The 17,480-nt window shown below is 70.1% G+C and carries 15 protein-coding genes; 12 read left to right on the forward strand and 3 right to left on the reverse strand.

The genetic code is table 11. The features are described from left to right. The first annotated feature begins 19 nt into the window (after window positions 1-19). The 3 genes from gspE (at window position 20) to G3A44_RS16445 (ending at window position 3,945) form a co-directional block, all read left to right on the forward strand. Window positions 20-1,435 carry a type II secretion system ATPase GspE gene (gene gspE, locus G3A44_RS16435; protein WP_163458885.1) on the forward strand — a complete coding sequence of 472 codons (1,416 nt, stop codon included), beginning with the start codon at window positions 20-22 and terminating at the stop codon, window positions 1,433-1,435. A 27-nt stretch (window positions 1,436-1,462) separates the two neighbouring features. Beyond that, window positions 1,463-2,677, forward strand: a complete 1,215-nt coding sequence (gene gspF / locus G3A44_RS16440) for a type II secretion system inner membrane protein GspF (RefSeq protein ID WP_163458836.1) — start codon at window positions 1,463-1,465, stop codon at window positions 2,675-2,677. A gap of 323 nt (window positions 2,678-3,000) precedes the next feature. Further along, window positions 3,001-3,945: an AAA family ATPase gene (locus G3A44_RS16445; protein WP_239061929.1), complete on the forward strand. Its 945-nt coding sequence runs from the start codon at window positions 3,001-3,003 to the stop codon at window positions 3,943-3,945. On the opposite strand, the gene G3A44_RS16450 is transcribed toward G3A44_RS16445, so the two are convergent. Beyond that, window positions 3,935-5,791 carry a diguanylate cyclase gene (locus G3A44_RS16450; RefSeq protein ID WP_163458838.1) on the reverse strand — a complete coding sequence of 619 codons (1,857 nt, stop codon included), beginning with the start codon at window positions 5,789-5,791 and terminating at the stop codon, window positions 3,935-3,937. The two genes, G3A44_RS16445 and G3A44_RS16450, sit on opposite strands and share 11 nt — an antisense overlap. A gap of 120 nt (window positions 5,792-5,911) precedes the next feature. On the opposite strand from G3A44_RS16450, the gene G3A44_RS16455 reads away from it, so the two are divergent. Continuing rightward, window positions 5,912-6,823 (forward strand): 5'-nucleotidase, encoded by a 912-nt coding sequence (locus G3A44_RS16455; protein ID WP_163458839.1) that lies wholly within the window; start codon window positions 5,912-5,914, stop codon window positions 6,821-6,823. A 28-nt stretch (window positions 6,824-6,851) separates the two neighbouring features. Here G3A44_RS16455 and G3A44_RS16460 read toward each other — a convergent pair whose 3' ends face one another. Together G3A44_RS16460 and G3A44_RS16465 are read right to left on the reverse strand one after the other, a co-directional pair. Continuing rightward, a complete protein-coding gene (locus G3A44_RS16460) occupies window positions 6,852-7,604 on the reverse strand; it encodes an MgtC/SapB family protein (protein ID WP_163458840.1) in 753 nt (250 codons plus the stop codon). A gap of 35 nt (window positions 7,605-7,639) precedes the next feature. Next, the gene (locus G3A44_RS16465; protein WP_163458841.1) at window positions 7,640-8,380 is read right to left on the reverse strand and encodes a Crp/Fnr family transcriptional regulator; all 741 of its coding nucleotides are present in this window, start codon (window positions 8,378-8,380) and stop codon (window positions 7,640-7,642) included. A gap of 245 nt (window positions 8,381-8,625) precedes the next feature. Between G3A44_RS16465 and G3A44_RS16470 the strand changes: the two genes are divergently transcribed. From G3A44_RS16470 to G3A44_RS16505, 8 genes are all read left to right on the forward strand, one after another. Further along, the gene (locus tag G3A44_RS16470; RefSeq protein ID WP_163458842.1) at window positions 8,626-10,575 is read left to right on the forward strand and encodes an AMP-dependent synthetase/ligase; all 1,950 of its coding nucleotides are present in this window, start codon (window positions 8,626-8,628) and stop codon (window positions 10,573-10,575) included. A 1-nt stretch (window position 10,576) separates the two neighbouring features. Further along, complete coding sequence (locus tag G3A44_RS16475) at window positions 10,577-11,362, forward strand: ABC transporter ATP-binding protein (protein ID WP_163458843.1); 786 nt, start codon at window positions 10,577-10,579, stop codon at window positions 11,360-11,362. Between the two features lie 114 nt (window positions 11,363-11,476). Then, the gene (locus tag G3A44_RS16480) at window positions 11,477-12,406 is read left to right on the forward strand and encodes a branched-chain amino acid ABC transporter permease (RefSeq protein WP_163458844.1); all 930 of its coding nucleotides are present in this window, start codon (window positions 11,477-11,479) and stop codon (window positions 12,404-12,406) included. Window positions 12,407-12,442: 36 nt separating this feature from the next. Then, window positions 12,443-13,507 carry a branched-chain amino acid ABC transporter permease gene (locus G3A44_RS16485; RefSeq protein ID WP_163458845.1) on the forward strand — a complete coding sequence of 355 codons (1,065 nt, stop codon included), beginning with the start codon at window positions 12,443-12,445 and terminating at the stop codon, window positions 13,505-13,507. Window positions 13,508-13,567: 60 nt separating this feature from the next. Beyond that, window positions 13,568-14,896, forward strand: a complete 1,329-nt coding sequence (locus G3A44_RS16490) for an ABC transporter substrate-binding protein (protein WP_163458846.1) — start codon at window positions 13,568-13,570, stop codon at window positions 14,894-14,896. A 134-nt stretch (window positions 14,897-15,030) separates the two neighbouring features. Beyond that, on the forward strand, window positions 15,031-15,837 hold the full coding sequence (locus tag G3A44_RS16495) for an ABC transporter ATP-binding protein (RefSeq protein WP_163458847.1): 807 nt from the start codon (window positions 15,031-15,033) through the stop codon (window positions 15,835-15,837). Between the two features lie 32 nt (window positions 15,838-15,869). Continuing rightward, the gene (locus G3A44_RS16500) at window positions 15,870-16,169 is read left to right on the forward strand and encodes a hypothetical protein (RefSeq protein ID WP_163458848.1); all 300 of its coding nucleotides are present in this window, start codon (window positions 15,870-15,872) and stop codon (window positions 16,167-16,169) included. Continuing rightward, on the forward strand, window positions 16,162-17,427 hold the full coding sequence (locus tag G3A44_RS16505; RefSeq protein ID WP_163458849.1) for a phenylacetate--CoA ligase family protein: 1,266 nt from the start codon (window positions 16,162-16,164) through the stop codon (window positions 17,425-17,427). The genes G3A44_RS16500 and G3A44_RS16505 overlap by 8 nt, the downstream gene beginning before the upstream one ends. Window positions 17,428-17,480: the final 53 nt, after the last annotated feature.

The following is a 17,480-nucleotide window of genomic DNA, read 5'->3' on the forward strand; positions in this document are numbered from 1 at the left end:
GAGGAGCCCACCGATGGCCCTGCGACACCCCCTGCCCTACGCCTACGCCAAGGCCCACACGCTGCTGCTGGAGGACGACGGTGAGCGCCTGAGCCTGCGCTGCGCCCTGGAGAGCCCGCGCGGCCCGCTGGGCGAGGTGCTGCGCCAGTACGCCGTCGACGAGGTGCTGGTGGAGCCCGCCACGGCCCTGGCCGAACGCCTGGCCGAGGCCTATGCCGGTGGCGAGGGCAGCGCGGCCGCCGTGGTGGGCGAGGTGGAGAACGCGGTGGACCTCTCGCGCATGATGCAGGAGCTGCCGGCGGTGGAGGACCTGCTGGAGGCCGCCAACGACGCGCCCATCATCCGCATGCTCAACGCCCTGCTCACACAGGCCGCCAAGGACGGTGCCAGCGACATCCACATCGAGCCCTACGAGCGTTCCAGCTCGGTGCGCTTCCGGGTGGACGGCACCCTGCGCGAGGTGGTGCAGCCCAACAAGGCGCTGCACGCCGCGCTCATCAGCCGGCTGAAGATCATGGCCGAGCTGGACATTGCCGAGAAGCGCCTGCCGCAGGACGGCCGCATCAGCCTGCGCATCGGCGGCAAGGCCATCGACGTGCGCGTCTCCACCCTGCCCAGCGCGCACGGCGAGCGGGCGGTGCTGCGCCTGCTGGACAAGAGCGAGAGCAAGTTCACCCTTGAAGGCCTGGGCATGAGCGGCGACGTGCTGGCCGAGTTCGACCGCCTGGTGCGCCAGCCGCACGGCATCGTGCTGGTGACCGGCCCCACCGGCTCGGGCAAGACCACCACGCTCTACGCCAGCCTGGGCCGCCTGGACGCCGGCACCACCAACATCCTGACGGTGGAAGACCCGGTGGAGTACGAGCTGGCCGGCATTGGCCAGACGCAGGTCAACGCCAAGATCGACCTGACCTTTGCCAAGGCGCTGCGCGCCATCCTGCGCCAGGACCCGGACGTCATCATGATTGGTGAAATCCGCGACTTCGAGACCGCGCAGATCGCCATCCAGGCCTCGCTGACCGGCCACCTGGTGCTGGCCACGCTGCACACCAACGACGCGCCCAGCGCCGTCACCCGGTTGATCGACATGGGCGTGGAGCCCTTCCTGCTGTCCTCCAGCCTGCTGGGTGTGCTGGCCCAGCGCCTGGTGCGCAAGCTCTGCCCGCACTGCAAGACCCTGGGCGCCGACGGCCAGTGGCGCCCGGTGGGCTGCCCCGAGTGCGGCCACAGCGGCTACAAGGGCCGCACCGGCGTGTACGAGCTGATGACCGTGGACGAAGCGGCCAAGGCCCTGGTGCACGGCCGCGCCGCCGAGGCCGAGCTGGCCGCCGCCGCCCGCGCCGCCGGCCTGCGCAGCATGCGCGAGGACGGCGAGCGCCTGGTGGCGCAGGGCATCACCTCGCTGGAAGAAGTGCTGCGTGTGACGCGCGACTGACCCCCAGCCCGGCCCGAGACGCACCCCATGCCCGCCTTCACCTACGAAGCCCTGGACGCCGCCGGCAAGACCCGCAAGGGCCTGGTCGAGGCCGACACCCCCAAGGCGGCCCGCAGCGCGCTGCGCGGCCAGGGCCTGACGCCGCTGACCGTGGAATCGGTGGTGGTGGCGCAGGCCGAAACCGGCGGGCTGAGCCTGCGCCGCAAGGCCTTCAGCGCCAGCGGCCTGACGGTCTGGACGCGGCAGCTGGCCGGCCTGGTGGCCGCTGGTCTGCCGCTGGAGCGCGCCCTCTCGGCCCTGGCCGACGAGGCCGACGAGCCCCGCCAGCGCGAGCTGATCGCCCACTTGAAGAGCGAGGTCAACGCCGGCCAGCCCTTTGCCCGCGCCCTGGCCAGCGCCCCACGCGAGTTTGACGACATCTACCGCGCCGTGGTGGCCGCCGGCGAGGCCAGCGGCGCCCTGGGCCCGGTGCTGGAACGCCTGGCCGACGACCTGGAGGAGCGCCAGGCGCTCAAGGCCAAGGTCATCGGCGCCATGCTCTACCCGGCCATCGTCTCGGTCATCGCCCTGGTCATCGTCACCTTCCTGGTGACCTATGTGGTGCCGCAGGTGGCCTCGGTGTTCGCCACGGGCAAGCGCACCTTGCCCGCACTCACCAGCTTCATGTTGGGCCTGAGCGCCTTTGTGCGGGCTTGGGGCCTGTACCTGCTGGTGCTGGCCCTGGCCGGCGCCACCGGCTTTGCCTACGCCCTGCGGGCCGAGCCCTTCCGCCGCCGGGTGGACGCCACCCTGCTCACCCTGCCCCTGGCCGGCAAGCTGGTGCGCGGCTACAACGCCGCCCGCTTTGCCGGCACCCTGGCCATGCTGGCCGGCGCGGGCGTGCCCATCCTCAAGGCCCTGCAGGCCGCCGCCGAGACCCTGGGCAACCGCGCCATGCGCGCCGACGCCCTGGACGCCCTGGTGCAGGTGCGCGAAGGCGCGCCCCTGGCCAGCGCCCTGGCCGCCAAGAAGCGCTTTCCCGGCCTGATCGCCATGTTCGCCCGCCTGGGCGAGCAGACCGGCCAGCTGCCGGTGATGCTGGACCGCGCCGCCCGCCAGCTGGGTGGCGAGGTGCAGCGCCGCGCCCTGGCCCTGGCCACCCTGCTGGAGCCCCTGCTCATCGTCGCCATGGGCGTGGCGGTGATGCTGATCGTGCTCTCGGTGCTGCTGCCCATCATCCAGCTCAACACCTGGGTGAAGTGACGGGGCTGCGGGGTCTGAACGCCCCGGCCTGGTGCACCCGGCCGCCCCACCGGTGGCCCGCCTTTTGCAGCAGCCGGGCTGGGCGTCGCCGCGCCGAGGGCGCAATCTGACCTGGTTGACAGGGCCAACTCCCCCTTTTCAGGCGGCCGGCGCTTTGCTTGAATCAAGTGGAGACCGCCCCCCGGCACGGGCCGGGTCGGCGGTCTGGGTTGCAGGAGGTGCCGGTCATGTCGTCGAGGTCGTCCACGTCTTCTTCACCGTCCAGCACGGGGCATGAGCTGATCGTGCCGCCGCGCCCGCAGGGCGGCATTCCCATCGCGCGCATGCGGCCGGTGTTCCAGCCGGGAGAGGTGTCGCAGCGGCTGAACAAGCTGCCCCAGCGCGACCACGAAAGCCTGCGCAGCACCTACGAACGCATGCTGGAGAAGGGCCCCGAGCGCTTCCAGGTCAAGCCCGCCGGCGTCCCGGCCATGGAGCACCTGTACGAGGAGCTGCCCAACTTCCGCGAAGTGCTGGACGATGTGCGGCGCCAGATCGCCCTGTGCGAGGACAGCCGCGACCCGCTGGAGATCACGCCCATGCTGCTGCTGGGCCCGCCGGGCGTGGGCAAGACGCACTTTGCCCGCCAGGTGGCGCAGTTGCTGGGCACGGGCATGGGCCTGGTGCCCATGAGCTCCCTCACCGCCGGCTGGATCCTCTCCGGCGCCAGCAGCCAGTGGAAGGGCGCGCGCCCGGGCAAGGTGTTCGAAACCCTGGTGGACGGCCCCTACGCCAACCCGGTGATCGTGGTCGACGAGATCGACAAGGCCCGGGGCGAACATGCCTATGACCCGCTGGGCGCGCTCTACAGCCTGCTGGAGCACGACACGGCCAAGGCCTTCACCGACGAGTTCGCCGAGGTGCCCATCGATGCCAGCCAGGTGATCTGGGTGGCCACGGCCAACGACGAGCGCAGCATCCCCGAGCCCATCCTCAACCGCATGAACGTGTTCGAGGTGCAGATGCCCGATGCCGACGCGGCGCGCACCATCGCCCGGCGGCTCTACACCAGCATCCGCACCGCCCATGCCTGGGGCGAGCGCTTTGACGCCGAGCCCACCGCCGAGGTGCTGGACCGGCTGGCCGAGCTGGCCCCGCGCGAGATGCGCCGCGCCTGGATGACGGCCTTTGGCAATGCCCGCCTGGACGGCCGCGGCACCCTGCAGGCCAAGGACCTGCCGCCGGCTGGCGGCGCCGGGCGCAAAAGCCCCATCGGCTTCATGCACTGAGCGGCACGACAGCGGGCGCCGACGCCGGGACGGCGCGCCGCTGCTGGTGCTTGCCGGCCTGCTTGCCCTGGTAGAGCGCGGCATCGGCCAGCCTGAGCAGCTCGCCGGGCTGCTGGCTGTCCTGGGGCGCCAGGGCGTAGCCGATGGTCAGGCCCACGCGGCAGCCCTCGCCCTGCAGGGCAAACGGTTCGTCGAAGGCCTGCAGCAGCTTGTCGCCAATGAACCGGGCGTCGGCCTCGCCGCCCAGGCCCGGGGCCAGCACCACGAACTCGTCTCCGCCCAGCCGGGCCACCACATCGTGCGCCCGCAGCTGCTGGCGCAGGCGCTGGGCCACGGCCTCCAGCAGCAGGTCGCCCACGTCATGGCCCAGGCGGTCATTGACCGCCTTGAAGCCGTCCAGGTCCAGCATGAGCAGGGCCAGCGGCCGCTGCGGCGTGGCCCCGCGCAGCGCCTGCGCCAGCTGGGCCTGCAGGCCGCGGCGGTTGGGCAGGCCGGTCAGGGGGTCGGTATGGGCCAGGGCGTGCAGCACCTCGCGCTCCTGCCGGGCGCGCTCGGCCTCGCGGCGCAGCATCTGCACCCGCGCGCCCAGGGCCAGCATCCAGATCATCATCTCCAGCAGGGCGCTGGCCTGAAAGGCATGCTGCGTCGCATAGTTGAACGGCACCCAGCCCCGCAGCAGCCCCGCCAGCACGACGATGCCCACCGCGTACACCCCCCAGCCGGCCACGATGTAGAAGGCGGCGCGGTCGCCCGCCCTCATGCGCGCCCAGGCCGCCGGCAGGCCAAAGACGATGGGGCTCATGCCCAGGGTGGTGGCCGCCACATGGGCCACCCGGTAGGGGATGAGGTCGCACACAAAGGCCAGCGCCAGTGCGCTGGCCACCCCCGCGGTGGCCCGCAGGGCCAGGGACAGCCGGGGCCGCAGCTCGCGCACCCGCAGCGCCCGGTCCACGAAGATGGCCGCGCCCACCTCGGCCAGCAGCACGGCCAGCGGCGGCATGTTCTGGGTCAGCCAGACATGCTCAGGCCACAGGTGCTGCTGCGCCAGGCCAAAGTAGCTCAGGGTAAACAGGCTGGTGCCCAGCACCACCAGGCCGTAGCAGGCAAAGCTCACGTCGCGCAGCATGACCGCCTGGGCCAGGCTGTAGAGCAGCAGGAACAGGCTCATGCCGGTCAGCACGCCCTGGGCCATCTGCTCGCGGGCCTCCTGTTCGGCGTAGGCCGCGGCCTTGAGGATCTGCAACGGCACGGTCATGGTGCTGCTGGTCTGCACCCGCAGCAGCAGTTCGGCGCGTCCCCCCTCGGGCAGCTGGAAGGGCACCAGGTGGCCGCGGGCGCGCAGGGTGCGTTGGGCGTAGACCGTCTCGTCGCCGGTGCGGGCCAGCGGCACGGGCAGGCCCCGCACCACCAGGAAGACCTCGATGCGGTCCAGCGAGGGGTAGTCGATGTGCAGCAGCCAGCGCCCGGTGTGGCCGGGGGGTACCGCCAGCGGCACGCGCAGCCAGGCCGCCTCGCGGCGCACGCCCAGGTTGGCATGCGGGGTGTCGGGCGGGACGAAGGCCGCGGGATCGGCCACGGCCTGGGCGGCGGTCCAGGTCTGGCCGGGAGGCTCCATGCGCACGCGCACCCAGGGCCAGGCGTCCAGGCGCTCCAGGCCATCCTCCAGCGTCAGGACCTCCGCCCCGGGCGCGGGCGCCGGCGGCGCCCCCGCCCGGCTCGAGCCCATGCCGGCCAGCGCCAGCAGGGCCACCAGCAGGCCCGTCAACACCACCAGCAGCGGCAGGCGCCACCATGCCCCCGGCATCCTCCGGAAAGCGCTGACGGCACGTGAGACGGGTGTGGACATGGAAGGCAGGAAGACGCGCAGCACGGCGCCGGCCACCGCGGCCGGCGGCAGGCACACGCCATGAGCGCATATCGGCGCCCGGATGCCGGGCTTGAGGCAACGCCCGGCCTATGATGGGCCATGCCCACCCGTCTGGACGACCGGCTGGTCGTCGCCCTGTCCTCCCGCGCGCTGTTCGACTTCGAGGCGGAGAACCGTGTCTTCGAGGCTGGCGACGACGCGGCCTACATGCAGGTGCAGAACCAGCGCCTGGACGAGCCGGCGCCGCCCGGCGCGGCCTTCTCGCTGGCGCGCAAGCTGCTGGGCTTCAACGCCGGTGGGCCGCCGCAGGTGGAGGTGGTGATCCTCTCGCGCAACGATCCGGTCTCGGGCCTGCGGGTCTTCCGCTCGGCGGCGCACTACGGCCTGGACATCCAGCGCGGGGCCTTCACCCGCGGGCGCCCGCCATGGCAGTACCTGAGGCCGCTGGGGGCGCAGCTCTTCCTGTCGGCCAACGAGGGCGATGTGCGGGCCGCGCTGGCCGCCGGGGTGCCCGCGGCGCGGGTGTTCCCCACCAGCGCGCAGGCCAGCGCGGCGCACCCGCAGGAGCTGCGCATCGCCTTTGACGGCGATGCGGTGTTGTTCTCGGACCAGGCCGAGCGGGTTTTCCAGCGCGAAGGCCTGGACGCCTTTCAGCGCCACGAGACCCACCGCGCCACCGAGCCCCTGCCCCCGGGGCCGTTCAAGCCCCTGCTGGACGCCCTGCACCGGCTGCGGGCCCAGGCGGCCGACCGCGGCATGCGCCTGCGCACCGCCCTGGTCACGGCCCGCGGCGCGCCGGCACATGAGCGCGCCATCCGCACCCTGATGGACTGGCAGATCGAGGTGGACGAGGCGCTGTTCCTGGGCGGGCTGCCCAAGGGGCCGTTCCTGCGGGAGTTCGAGCCCGACATCTTCTTTGACGACCAGACCGGCCACATCGAGAACGCCCTGCCCCATGTGCCGGCGGGCCAGGTGCTCAGCGGCGTGGCCCACGAGCCCAGCGGGGGCTGACCCGGGCGGACGCGCCGGGCCGCGCCGCTCAGTTGCGGGCATGGGTGAGCGAGAAGCCGCTGACCTGCCCGCCAGCCTGCAGGGCCTGGGCCAAACGGTCCAGCGGAGCGGCTTGCGCCCGGTCCAGCATGAGGGCCACCAGGCGCCATTCCTGCCGGCCCTCATGCACCTGCACCGACAGCGATCCCTTGGCCCGCTGGTAGCCCTGGGTGGCCAGAAAGTCGTCCAGCCACTGCATGCCGGGCTCGTGCCCGGGCGGAAACTGCAGCGTCAGGCCGATCGCCGGGCGCGCAGGCAGCCACCCTTCCAGCCGTCCTGACCAGATCATGGTGGCCGCCGAAAGCAGGGTCAGCAGGATGGCCGAGGCGAAGAAGCCCACGCCCACCAGCACGCCGATGGCCGAGGCCACCCAGATGGAGGCGGCGGTGGTCAGGCCACTGATGTTGAGCCCCTCGCGCATGATGACGCCGGCGCCCAGGAAGCCCACCCCGGTGACGATGCCCTGGACCACCCGGGTGGGATCGACCTCGGCGGTGGACTCGGCCATGCCACCGAACCAGTGCAGGGGATAGCCCGACATGACGGTGAGGCCGGCCGAGGCCATGCACACCAGCGCGTAGGTGCGCATGCCGGCCGCGCGGCCGCGGTAGGAGCGCTCGTAGCCCAGGATGGCCCCCAGCACCCAGGCCCCCAGCAGCGTCATGAAGACCAGCGCATTGGTGCGCAGCTCCGAGGTGGACCAATAGGCCTGGATGAGGTGCTGCAGGTCGGCGGTGTTCATGGCGATGGCCCCCAGGGGTGGCGGTCGACGGGTGTTCAGCCCACGGCAGCGTCGCGCGCGGCGGGCGCGTAGCGGCGCAGGCCCGCCAGGCTAAGCACCCGCACCCCACCGTACTCGATGCGGATCAGCCCCTGCGCCTGCAGGCCCTTGAGGGCCTCGTTGACCCGCTGGCGCGACAGGCCCACCAAGAAGCCCAGCTCCTGCTGGGTGATGCGCAGCACCTCGCCCACACCGGGGTAGAGCACCGGGTGGAACAGCGCGGCCAGGTTGCGGGCCACGCGGGTGTCGGGGTCGTTCTGGCGGTCGGTCTCGCGGGCGGCGATGAACTGGCCCAGGCGCTCGTTGAGCTGGTTGAGCACGAAGCGGTTGAAGGGGATGCTGCGGTCCAGCAGGCCGTGGAAGGCCTCCACCGGCAGCCCGGCCACCAGGCTGGGCCGCAGCACTTCGATGTTGTAGCGGTAGGGCTCGCGCTTGAGCAGCGTGCCCTCGCCAAACCAGGCGCCCGGCGGCACCCCGGTGAAGGTGACGGCAGGCCCCTGGCTGGCGTCGTTGCTCATCTTGAGCAGGCCATCGACCACGCCGAACCAGTAGGTGGCGGGCCGGCCGATGCGGCAGACCAGGTCGCCGGGCTCGGCCGCGGCGATCTTGATTTCCTGGCGCATCGCCCGCTGGTCGGCGGGGTCCAGCAAGGCCAGCCAGGGGATGTTGGCGAACTCCGCGTCGGTGGGCACGCGGGCGCGCTCGCGCAGGGCGCGGGGGGGCAGGTCTTGGCTCATGGCAGGCACGCCACCGGCCTGCGGACCGCCAGTCTTGACCTGCGCCAAGGCTCGACGCCGCCGGTGGACATGTCCGCAGCATGCCGCGCGGACTCAGCGGCGCACACACGGGAAAGTCCCCCCTGGGCTAGTCCTAGGAATGTCGTCAGAAGGACAACACGGCGTCAAAGCCCTGCCTACGATGGGGACCATCACATCAGGTGCGCATACCCCTTGGGGCTCGCACCCAGAAGGAGACCCCGCCCGTGTCCCACACCTTCGTCCGCCTGCTGCAGGCGCATGCGACGCGCCGCCCCCAGGCACCGGCCCTGCGCGAGAAAGAGTACGGCATCTGGCAGACCACCACCTGGGGCGGCCTGCTGCAGACGGTGCAGGCCCTGGCCGCGGGCCTGCATGCCGCGGGCGTGCAGCGCGGTCAGCATGTCATCGTGGTGGGCGACAACCGCCCCCGCCTGTCGGCCGCCATGCTGGCCGCGCAGGCCCTGGGCGCCATCCCGGTGCCGCTCTACCAGGACGCGGTGGCCGCCGAGTTCGTCTTCCCGCTGACCAACGCCGAGGTGCGCTACGCGGTGGTGGAGGACCAGGAGCAGGTGGACAAGTTGCTGGAGGTGCGTGGGCAGTGTCCGCTGCTGTCGCACATCTGGTTTGACGACCCGCGCGGCCTGCGCCACTACGACGAGCCGGGCCTGGCCGGCCTGGACGCGCTGATGGCGCAAGGCCAGGCGCTGCTGGCGCGTGACGCGGGCTTTTTCGAGCGCCATGCCAGCCAGGTGCAGCCGCAGGACGTGGCGGCCATGTTCTTCACCTCGGGCACCACCGGCAACGCCAAGGGGGTGGTGCACACCCACCGCTCGCTGCTGGACCGGGCCATGGCCGGCCAGAAGTTCGACCGCCTCACCGAGCGCGAGGAGGTGCTGGCCTACCTGCCGCCGGCCTGGATCGGCCAGAACATCTTCAGCTATGCGCAGTGGCTGGCCTGCGGCTATGTGGTGAACTGCCCCGAGTCGGGCAGCACCGTGGGCATCGACCTCAAGGAGATCGGCCCCACCTACTACTTCGCGCCGCCGCGCATCTTCGAGGGCATGCTGACCTCGGTGATGATCCGCATGGAGGACGCCTCGCCGCTCAAGCGCCGGCTGTTCCACCACTTCATGGCGGTGGCCAAGCGCGTGGGCCCGGACCTGATGGATGGCAAACCCGTGGGCCTGCTGGACCGCCTGCGCTACCGCCTGGGCGACCTGTGCATCTACGGCCCGCTGCGCAACACCATGGGCTTCTCACGGGTGCGGGTGGCCTACACGGCGGGCGAGGCCATCGGGCCGGACCTGTTCACCTTCTACCGCTCCATCGGCATCAACCTCAAGCAGCTCTACGGCAGCACCGAGACGGCCGTCTTCGTCTGCCTGCAGCCCGACCATGAGGTGCGCGCCGACACCGTGGGCGTGCCCTGCGAGGGCGTGGAGATCAAGCTCAGCGACAGCGGCGAGGTGCTGGTCAAGTCGCCGGGCCTGCTCAAGGAGTACTACAAGAACCCCGCGGCCACGGCCGAGGTGCTGACCGCCGACGGCTGGTACTGCACCAGCGACGCGGGCTTCATCGACGCCAGCGGCCACCTCAAGATCATCGACCGCGTCAAGGACGTGGGCCGGCTGCGCGGCGGCGCCAACGACGGCGCGATGTTCGCCCCCAAGTACGTGGAGAACAAGCTCAAGTTCTTCCCGCACATCAAGGAGGCGGTGGCCTTCGGCCATGGCCGCGAGAAGGTCTGCGCCTTCATCAACATCGACTTCGAGGCGGTGGGCAACTGGGCCGAGCGGCGCAACCTGCCCTACGCCGGCTACACCGACCTGGCGGCCAAGCCGCAGGTGCTGGAGCTCATCCGCGAGTGCGTGGAGCAGGTCAATGCCGACCTGGCGCGCGACAACCTGCTGGCCGGCAGCCAGATCCACCGCTTCCTGGTGCTGCACAAGGAGCTGGACGCCGACGACGGCGAGATGACCCGCACCCGCAAGGTCAAGCGCGGCTTCATCCAGGACAAGTACGCGGTGCTGGTGGAGGCGCTCTACGAGGGCAAGGCCCAGCAGTTCATCGAGACCGCGGTGAAGTTCGAGGATGGCCGCACCGGCAGCGTCAGCGCGACGCTGGCGCTGCTGGACGCCAAGACCTTCCCCGCACAGACCCGGAAGGCAGCTTGAGATGGGCGACCGCAAGATCGGCGACGTCATCCTGGACGTCCAGAACATCAGCCTGCGATTCGGTGGCGTCAAGGCGCTGACCGACATCAGCTTCAATGTGCGCGAGCACGAGATCCGCTCGATCATCGGCCCCAACGGCGCTGGCAAGAGCTCGATGCTCAACTGCATCAACGGGGTGTACGTGCCCCAGGAAGGTCAGATCACCTTCCGCGGCCAGACCTTCAGCCACATGAACAGCCGGCAGGTGGCCGAGATGGGGGTGGCACGCACCTTCCAGAACCTGGCGCTGTTTAAGGGCATGAGTGTCATCGACAACATCATGACCGGCCGCAACCTGAAGATGAAGACCAACCTGTTCCAGCAGGCCATCCGATGGGGCGCGGCCGAGCGCGAGGAGTCGGCCCACCGCGAGTTTGTCGAGCACATCATCGACTTCCTGGAGATCCAGGCGCACCGCAAGACCCCGGTGGGCCGCCTGCCCTACGGCCTGCAAAAGCGCGTGGACTTAGGGAGAGCCCTGGCCATGGAGCCGCAGGTGCTGCTGCTCGATGAGCCCATGGCCGGCATGAACGTGGAGGAGAAGCAGGACATGTGCCGCTTCATCCTCGACGTGAACGACGAGTTCGGCACCACCATCGTCCTGATCGAGCACGACATGGGCGTGGTGATGGACATCTCCGACCGTGTGGTGGTGCTGGACTACGGCAAGAAGATCGGCGATGGCGCGCCCGACGAGGTGCGCGCCAACGAGGACGTGATCCGCGCCTACCTGGGCACCTCGCATTGAGTGCCATGGCCATGAACACGCCGCACGCGGACCCGGCGCCGGGCCGCCCCAAGCCGGGTCCGGCCCCCTCGGGGGGCGGTTCGGTGTACCCAACGAACCAGGGGTGAACACACCATGGGATTTTTCCTGGAAACACTGTTTGGCGGCCTGATGGCGGGCATGCTGTATTCGCTCATCGCCCTGGGCTTCGTGCTCATCTTCAAGGCCTCGGGCGTCTTCAACTTTGCGCAGGGCGCGATGGTGCTGTTCGCCGCCCTGGCCATGGCGCGCTTTGCCGAGTGGGTGCCGCAGTGGACGGGCATCGACAGCAAGATCGCCGCCAACCTCATCGCCTTCTGCCTGGCCATGGCCTGCATGGTGGTGGTGGCCTGGGTGATCGAGCGCTTTGTGCTGGGCAAGCTGGTCAACCAGGAGGGCATCACCCTGCTGATGGCCACACTGGGCATCACCTACTTCCTGGACGGCTTTGGGCAGACGGTGTTCGGCTCGGACATCTACAAGATCGACGTGGGCATGCCCAAGGACCCGATCTTCCTGTTCGAGAAGACCTTCGAAGGCGGTGTGCTCATCGGGCAGGAGGACCTGATCGCCGCGGGCATCGCCGCCGCCCTGGTGGTGGTGCTGGCGCTGTTCTTCCAGAAGACGGCCACCGGCCGCGCCCTGCGCGCCGTGGCCGACGACCACCAGGCCGCCCAGTCCATCGGCATCCCCCTGAACCGCATCTGGGTCATCGTCTGGAGCGTGGCCGGCTTTGCCGCGCTGGTGGCCGGGATCATCTGGGGCAGCAAGCTGGGCGTGCAGTTCTCGCTGTCGCAGGTGGCGCTCAAGGCGCTGCCGGTGGTGATCCTGGGCGGGCTGACCTCGGTGCCCGGCGCCATCATCGGCGGCCTGCTCATCGGCGTGGGCGAGAAGCTCTCGGAGGTCTACATCGGCCCGCTGCTGGGCGGCGGCATCGAGATCTGGTTCGCCTACGTGCTGGCGCTGGGCTTCCTGCTGGTGCGGCCGCAGGGCCTGTTCGGCGAAAAGATCATCGATCGCGTCTGAGCCCCCTTCCACGACCAGAACACCCGGAGACCTGCCATGCTCTACCGTGAGAACGGCCAGTTCAAAACCTCCTACGCGGCCGACCAGCAGATCTTCCCGATCCTGCAGGACCGCGTGGTCATCGGCCTGCTGCTGGCTGTGGCCTTCGTGGCCGTGCCGGCCCTGGCCAGCGAGTACGCCTTCCGCGCCATCCTCATCCCCTTCCTGATCCTGTCGCTGGCGGCCATCGGGCTCAACATCCTGGTGGGCTACTGCGGCCAGATCTCGCTGGGCACCGGCGCCTTCATGGCCATCGGCGCCTACGGGGCCTACAACTTCTTGGTCCGCATCGACGGCATGCCGCTGCTGCTGGCGGTGGTGCTGGGGGGCGTGTGCGCCACGGTGGTGGGCGTGGTCTTCGGCGTGCCCTCGCTGCGCATCAAGGGCCTGTACCTGGCCGTGGCCACGCTGGCGGCGCAGTTCTTCACCGACTGGGCCTTCCTGCGCATCAAGTGGTTCACCAACGACTCGGCCTCGGGCTCGGTCAGCGTCAGCGGCCTGAGCCTGCTGGGCTGGCAGATCGACACCCCGGTGGAGAAGTACCTGTTCTGCCTGGGCTTTGTCTGCGTGTGCGCCCTGCTGGCCAAGAACCTGGTGCGCAGCCACATCGGCCGGGCCTGGATGGCCATGCGCGACATGGACGTGGCCGCCGCCGTCATCGGCATACGGCCCATCCACGCCAAGCTCAGCGCCTTTGCCGTCAGCTCCTTCTTTGTGGGCATGGCCGGCGCGCTGTGGGGCTTTGTGCACCTGGGCTCCTGGGAGCCGGCCGCCTTCTCCATCGACCGCAGCTTCCAACTGCTGTTCATGGTCATCATCGGCGGCCTGGGTTCCATCATGGGTAGCTTCTTCGGCGCGGCCTTCATCGTGCTGCTGCCCATCTTCCTGAACCAGGTGCCCGCCATGCTGGGCATCCCCATCAACACCGCCCTGGCCTCGCACCTGGAAGCCATGATCTTCGGCGCCCTCATCGTGTTCTTCCTGATCGTGGAGCCGCACGGCCTGGCGCGCCTGTGGTCCACCGCCAAAGAGAAGCTGCGCCTGTGGCCCTTCCCGCACTGAGCTGTCCCGCACCCCGCGTTTTCCCCGCTCGTTCCCCTGACCCTCTTGGAGGTTGACACCATGAAGTTCAAGACCCTCGCTCAAGCCGCCCTGATCGCGGCCACCGGTCTGGCCGCCGTCGCCACCTCGCCCGCCTTTGCGCAGGCCAAGGAGCAGTTCTTCCCGGTGCTGGTCTACCGCACCGGCGCCTACGCGCCCAACGGCGTGCCCTGGGCCAACGGCTATGTGGATTACCTCAAGCTCATCAATGCCAAGGGCGGCGTCAACGGCGTGAAGATCAGCTACGAGGAATGCGAGACCGGCTACGCCACCGACCGCGGCGTGGAGTGCTACGAGCGCCTCAAGGGCAAGGGCGCCACCGTGTTCCAGCCGCTGTCCACCGGCATCACCTTCGCGCTGACCGAGAAGGCCCCTGCGGACAAGATCCCGCTGATCACCGCCGGCTACGGCCGCAGCGAGAGTGCCGACGGCAATGTGTTCAAGTGGAACTTCCCGCTGCTGGGCACCTACTGGGTGGCCGCCGATGTGCTGCTGCAGCACATCGCCAAGAAGGAAGGCGGCTGGGACAAGCTCAAGGGCAAGAAGATTGCCCTGGTCTACCACGACAGCCCCTTCGGCAAGGAGCCCATCCCCCTGGTGACCGAGCGCAGCAAGATGCACGGCTTTGACCTGCAGCTGCTGCCCGTGACCGCCCCGGGCGTGGAGCAGAAGGCCACCTGGCTGCAGGTGCGCCAGAGCCGGCCCGACTATGTGCTGCTGTGGGGCTGGGGGGTGATGAACTCCACCGCCCTGAAGGAGGCCCAGGCCACCGGCTATCCGCGCGACAAGATGTATGGCGTGTGGTGGGCCGGCGCCGAGCCTGACGTCAAGGACGTGGCCGACGGCGCCAAGGGCTACAACGCCGTGACCATGCAACACGGCGCCGAACCCAATGCCGCCGTGGTCAAGGAGATCCTGGCCCAGATCCACGGCAAGGGCCAGGGCACCGGGCCGAAGGAGGAGGTGGGCTCGGTGCTCTACATGCGCGGCCTGCTCTCGGCCATGCTGGCGGTGGAGGGGATGCGCCGCGCCCAGGAGAACTACGGCAAGGGCAAGGTCATCACCGGTGAGCAGATGCGCTGGGGCCTGGAGAACCTGGCGCTGGACCAGAAGAAGCTTGACGCCCTGGGCTTTGCCGGCGTGATGCGCCCGGTCTCCACCTCGTGCAAGGACCACATGGGCTCCAGCTGGGCCCGCGTGCACACCTGGGACGGGGCCAAGTGGAACTTCACCTCCGACTGGTACCAGGCCGACGAGTCCCTGCTCAAGCCCATGGTCAAGGCCGCGGCCGACAAGTACGCCGCCGAGAAGAAGCTCGAGCGCCGCGCCGCGGCCGACTGTGGCGCCTGAAGCCGCAAGCGCCCCCCCTTTTTCCACGCGCCCGGCCCCTGTGCCGGGCGGGCCTCCCCACGGGGGCCTTCACGCAGGCGCCGCGCGCGACGTCTGCCTGAACAAGAACCCTGCGCCATCAAGGACGCGAACGTATGAGCAACATGCTTCTCAACGTCAACGGCATCGAAGTCATCTACAACCACGTCATCCTGGTGCTCAAGGGCGTGAGCCTGCAGGTGCCCGAGGGCAAGGTGGTGGCCCTGCTGGGCGGCAACGGCGCGGGCAAGACCACCACCCTGCGCGCGGTCAGCAACCTGCTGGCCGGCGAGCGCGGTGAAGTCACCAAGGGCAGCATCGAGCTGCGCGGCGAGCGCATCGAAGCCCTGTCCACCTCCGACATGGTGGAGCGCGGTGTGGTGCAGGTGATGGAAGGCCGCCACTGCTTCGCCCACCTCACCATCGAGGAGAACCTGCTCACCGGCGCCTACACCCGCCGTGACGGCAAGGCCGCCGTGGCCCAGACGCTGGAGAAGGTCTACACCTACTTCCCCCGCCTCAAGACCCGCCGCACCAGCCAGGCGGCCTACACCTCGGGCGGTGAGCAGCAGATGTGCGCCATTGGTCGCGCGCTGATGTGCAACCCCAAGATGGTGCTGCTGGACGAGCCCAGCATGGGCCTGGCCCCGCAGATCGTGGAGGAGGTGTTCGAGATCGTGAAGGACCTGAACACCAAGGAGCGCGTGACCTTCCTGCTGGCCGAGCAGAACACCAACATCGCCCTGAAGTACGCCGACTACGGCTACATCCTGGAGAACGGCCGCATCGTCATGGACGGCGAGGCCCGTGCCCTGCGCGAGAACGAGGACGTCAAGGAGTTTTACCTGGGCATGGGCGGCGGCGACCGCAAGAGCTTCAAGGACGTCAAGAGCTACAAGCGCCGCAAGCGCTGGTTGGCTTGACCCTGCCTCGACCCCGCACGCTGGAGACGACGATGGACGAAGACTGGGGATTCGAGCCGCCAGCGTTCAAGCCCGACGAGGCCTTGCAGCGCCTGCGGCGCGACCTGCGTGAGCTGGGCCTGACGGAGCGCGAGGGCCGCTTTGAGCGGCGCGGCAGCGCCATCGCCCGCGCGGTGGTGGACGGCGCTGCGCTGCAGGTGGCGCTGGTCAAGCGCCCGGCGCGCAGCCCGGAATGGACCCCACAGAAGGCGCTGAAAGACAGCGCCCAGGTGCGCGACTTTGTCGCGCTGGTGAAGAAGAACCTTGCCGGCTGGAGCGACAGCGATGAGTGATTTCTACGACGCCCTGGAGACCCGCCCGGCCGCCGCGCGCGAAGCCGCCCTCATGGCCGCCCTGCCCGGGGTGGTGGCCCAGGCCCAACGCACCACCGCCTACGCCGAGCTGTTGGCCGGCGTGGACCCGGCGCAGGTGAGCAGCCGCACCGCGCTGGCGGCCCTGCCCGTGGTGCGCAAGCACGAACTGCTGGAACGCCAGCAGGCCGCCCGGGCCGCCGGCGGCGACCCCTTCGGCGGTTTTGCCGCCATCGGCTGGACCGGCCTGCACCACCCGCGCGGCGCACGCCGCGTGTTCCAGAGCCCCGGCCCGATCTACGAACCCGAGGGCGAGGGCACCGACTACTGGCGCATGGCCCGCGCCCTGTACGCCGCCGGCCTGCGCGCAGGTGATCTGGCGCACTGCAGCTTCAGCTATCACCTGACCCCCGCCGGCTCGATGATGGAAAGTGGCGCGCATGCCATCGGCTGCACCACCTTTGCCGGCGGCGTGGGCAACACCGAGCTGCAGCTGCAGGCGGTGGCCGAACTGCGGCCCCAGGCCTACATCGGCACCCCCAGCTTCCTGAAGATCTTGGTGGAAAAGGCGGCGGAAGGCGGCACCGCCCTCGGCAGCCTGCGCAAGGCCTTGGTCTCGGGCGAAGCCTTCCCGCCCTCGCTGCGCGACTGGCTGGCCGAGCGCGGCATTGCCGCCTACCAGTGCTACGCCACCGCCGACCTGGGCCTCATCGCCTATGAAACCACCGCCCGTCAGGGCCTGGTGCTGGACGAGGGCGTGATCGTGGAGATCGTGCGCCCCGGCACCGGCGACCCGGTGCCCGAGGGCGAGGTGGGCGAGCTGGTGGTCACCACCCTCAACCCCGACTACCCGCTGGTGCGCTTTGGCACCGGCGACCTCTCCGCCGTGCTGCCTGGCCCCTGCCCCACCGGCCGCAGCAACGGCCGCATCAAGGGCTGGATGGGCCGCGCCGACCAGACCGCCAAGGTGCGCGGCATGTTCGTGCACCCCAGCCAGGTGGCCGAGGTGCTGCGCCGCTTCCCCGAGGCGCTCAAGGCCCGCCTGGTGGTGGAAGGTGAAATGGCCACCGACCGCATGACCCTGAAAGTGGAAGCCGCCACCCAGCCCGACGGCCTGGCCGCCCGCATCGCCGACGCCGTGCGCGACGTGACCAAGCTGCGCGCCGAGGTGCAGCTGCTGGCCCCGGGCAGCCTGCCCAACGATGGCAAGGTGATTGAGGACGCGCGCAGCTACCAATGACCTGGCCGGGCGGCCCGCGCGAAGGCGTACCGTCGCCCCGGCCGCCGGCGCGG

Source organism: Ideonella livida, from assembly GCF_010499455.1.
GTDB classification, from domain to species: Bacteria; Pseudomonadota; Gammaproteobacteria; order Burkholderiales; family Burkholderiaceae_C; genus Ideonella; species Ideonella livida.

What these genes read in the sequence shown, in the direction of transcription:
- G3A44_RS16460 (WP_163458840.1), bottom strand. Translation starts at nt 7,604, where the DNA reads ATGAACACCGCCGACCTGCAGCACCTCATCCAGGCCTATTGGTCCACC.
- G3A44_RS16500 (WP_163458848.1), top strand. Translation starts at nt 15,870, where the DNA reads ATGGACGAAGACTGGGGATTCGAGCCGCCAGCGTTCAAGCCCGACGAG.
- G3A44_RS16455 (WP_163458839.1), top strand. Translation starts at nt 5,912, where the DNA reads ATGCCCACCCGTCTGGACGACCGGCTGGTCGTCGCCCTGTCCTCCCGC.
- G3A44_RS16480 (WP_163458844.1), top strand. Translation starts at nt 11,477, where the DNA reads ATGGGATTTTTCCTGGAAACACTGTTTGGCGGCCTGATGGCGGGCATG.
- G3A44_RS16485 (WP_163458845.1), top strand. Translation starts at nt 12,443, where the DNA reads ATGCTCTACCGTGAGAACGGCCAGTTCAAAACCTCCTACGCGGCCGAC.
- G3A44_RS16450 (WP_163458838.1), bottom strand. Translation starts at nt 5,791, where the DNA reads ATGTCCACACCCGTCTCACGTGCCGTCAGCGCTTTCCGGAGGATGCCG.
- G3A44_RS16475 (WP_163458843.1), top strand. Translation starts at nt 10,577, where the DNA reads ATGGGCGACCGCAAGATCGGCGACGTCATCCTGGACGTCCAGAACATC.
- G3A44_RS16490 (WP_163458846.1), top strand. Translation starts at nt 13,568, where the DNA reads ATGAAGTTCAAGACCCTCGCTCAAGCCGCCCTGATCGCGGCCACCGGT.
- G3A44_RS16465 (WP_163458841.1), bottom strand. Translation starts at nt 8,380, where the DNA reads ATGAGCCAAGACCTGCCCCCCCGCGCCCTGCGCGAGCGCGCCCGCGTG.
- G3A44_RS16505 (WP_163458849.1), top strand. Translation starts at nt 16,162, where the DNA reads ATGAGTGATTTCTACGACGCCCTGGAGACCCGCCCGGCCGCCGCGCGC.
- gspF (WP_163458836.1), top strand. Translation starts at nt 1,463, where the DNA reads ATGCCCGCCTTCACCTACGAAGCCCTGGACGCCGCCGGCAAGACCCGC.
- G3A44_RS16495 (WP_163458847.1), top strand. Translation starts at nt 15,031, where the DNA reads ATGAGCAACATGCTTCTCAACGTCAACGGCATCGAAGTCATCTACAAC.
- G3A44_RS16445 (WP_239061929.1), top strand. Translation starts at nt 3,001, where the DNA reads ATGCGGCCGGTGTTCCAGCCGGGAGAGGTGTCGCAGCGGCTGAACAAG.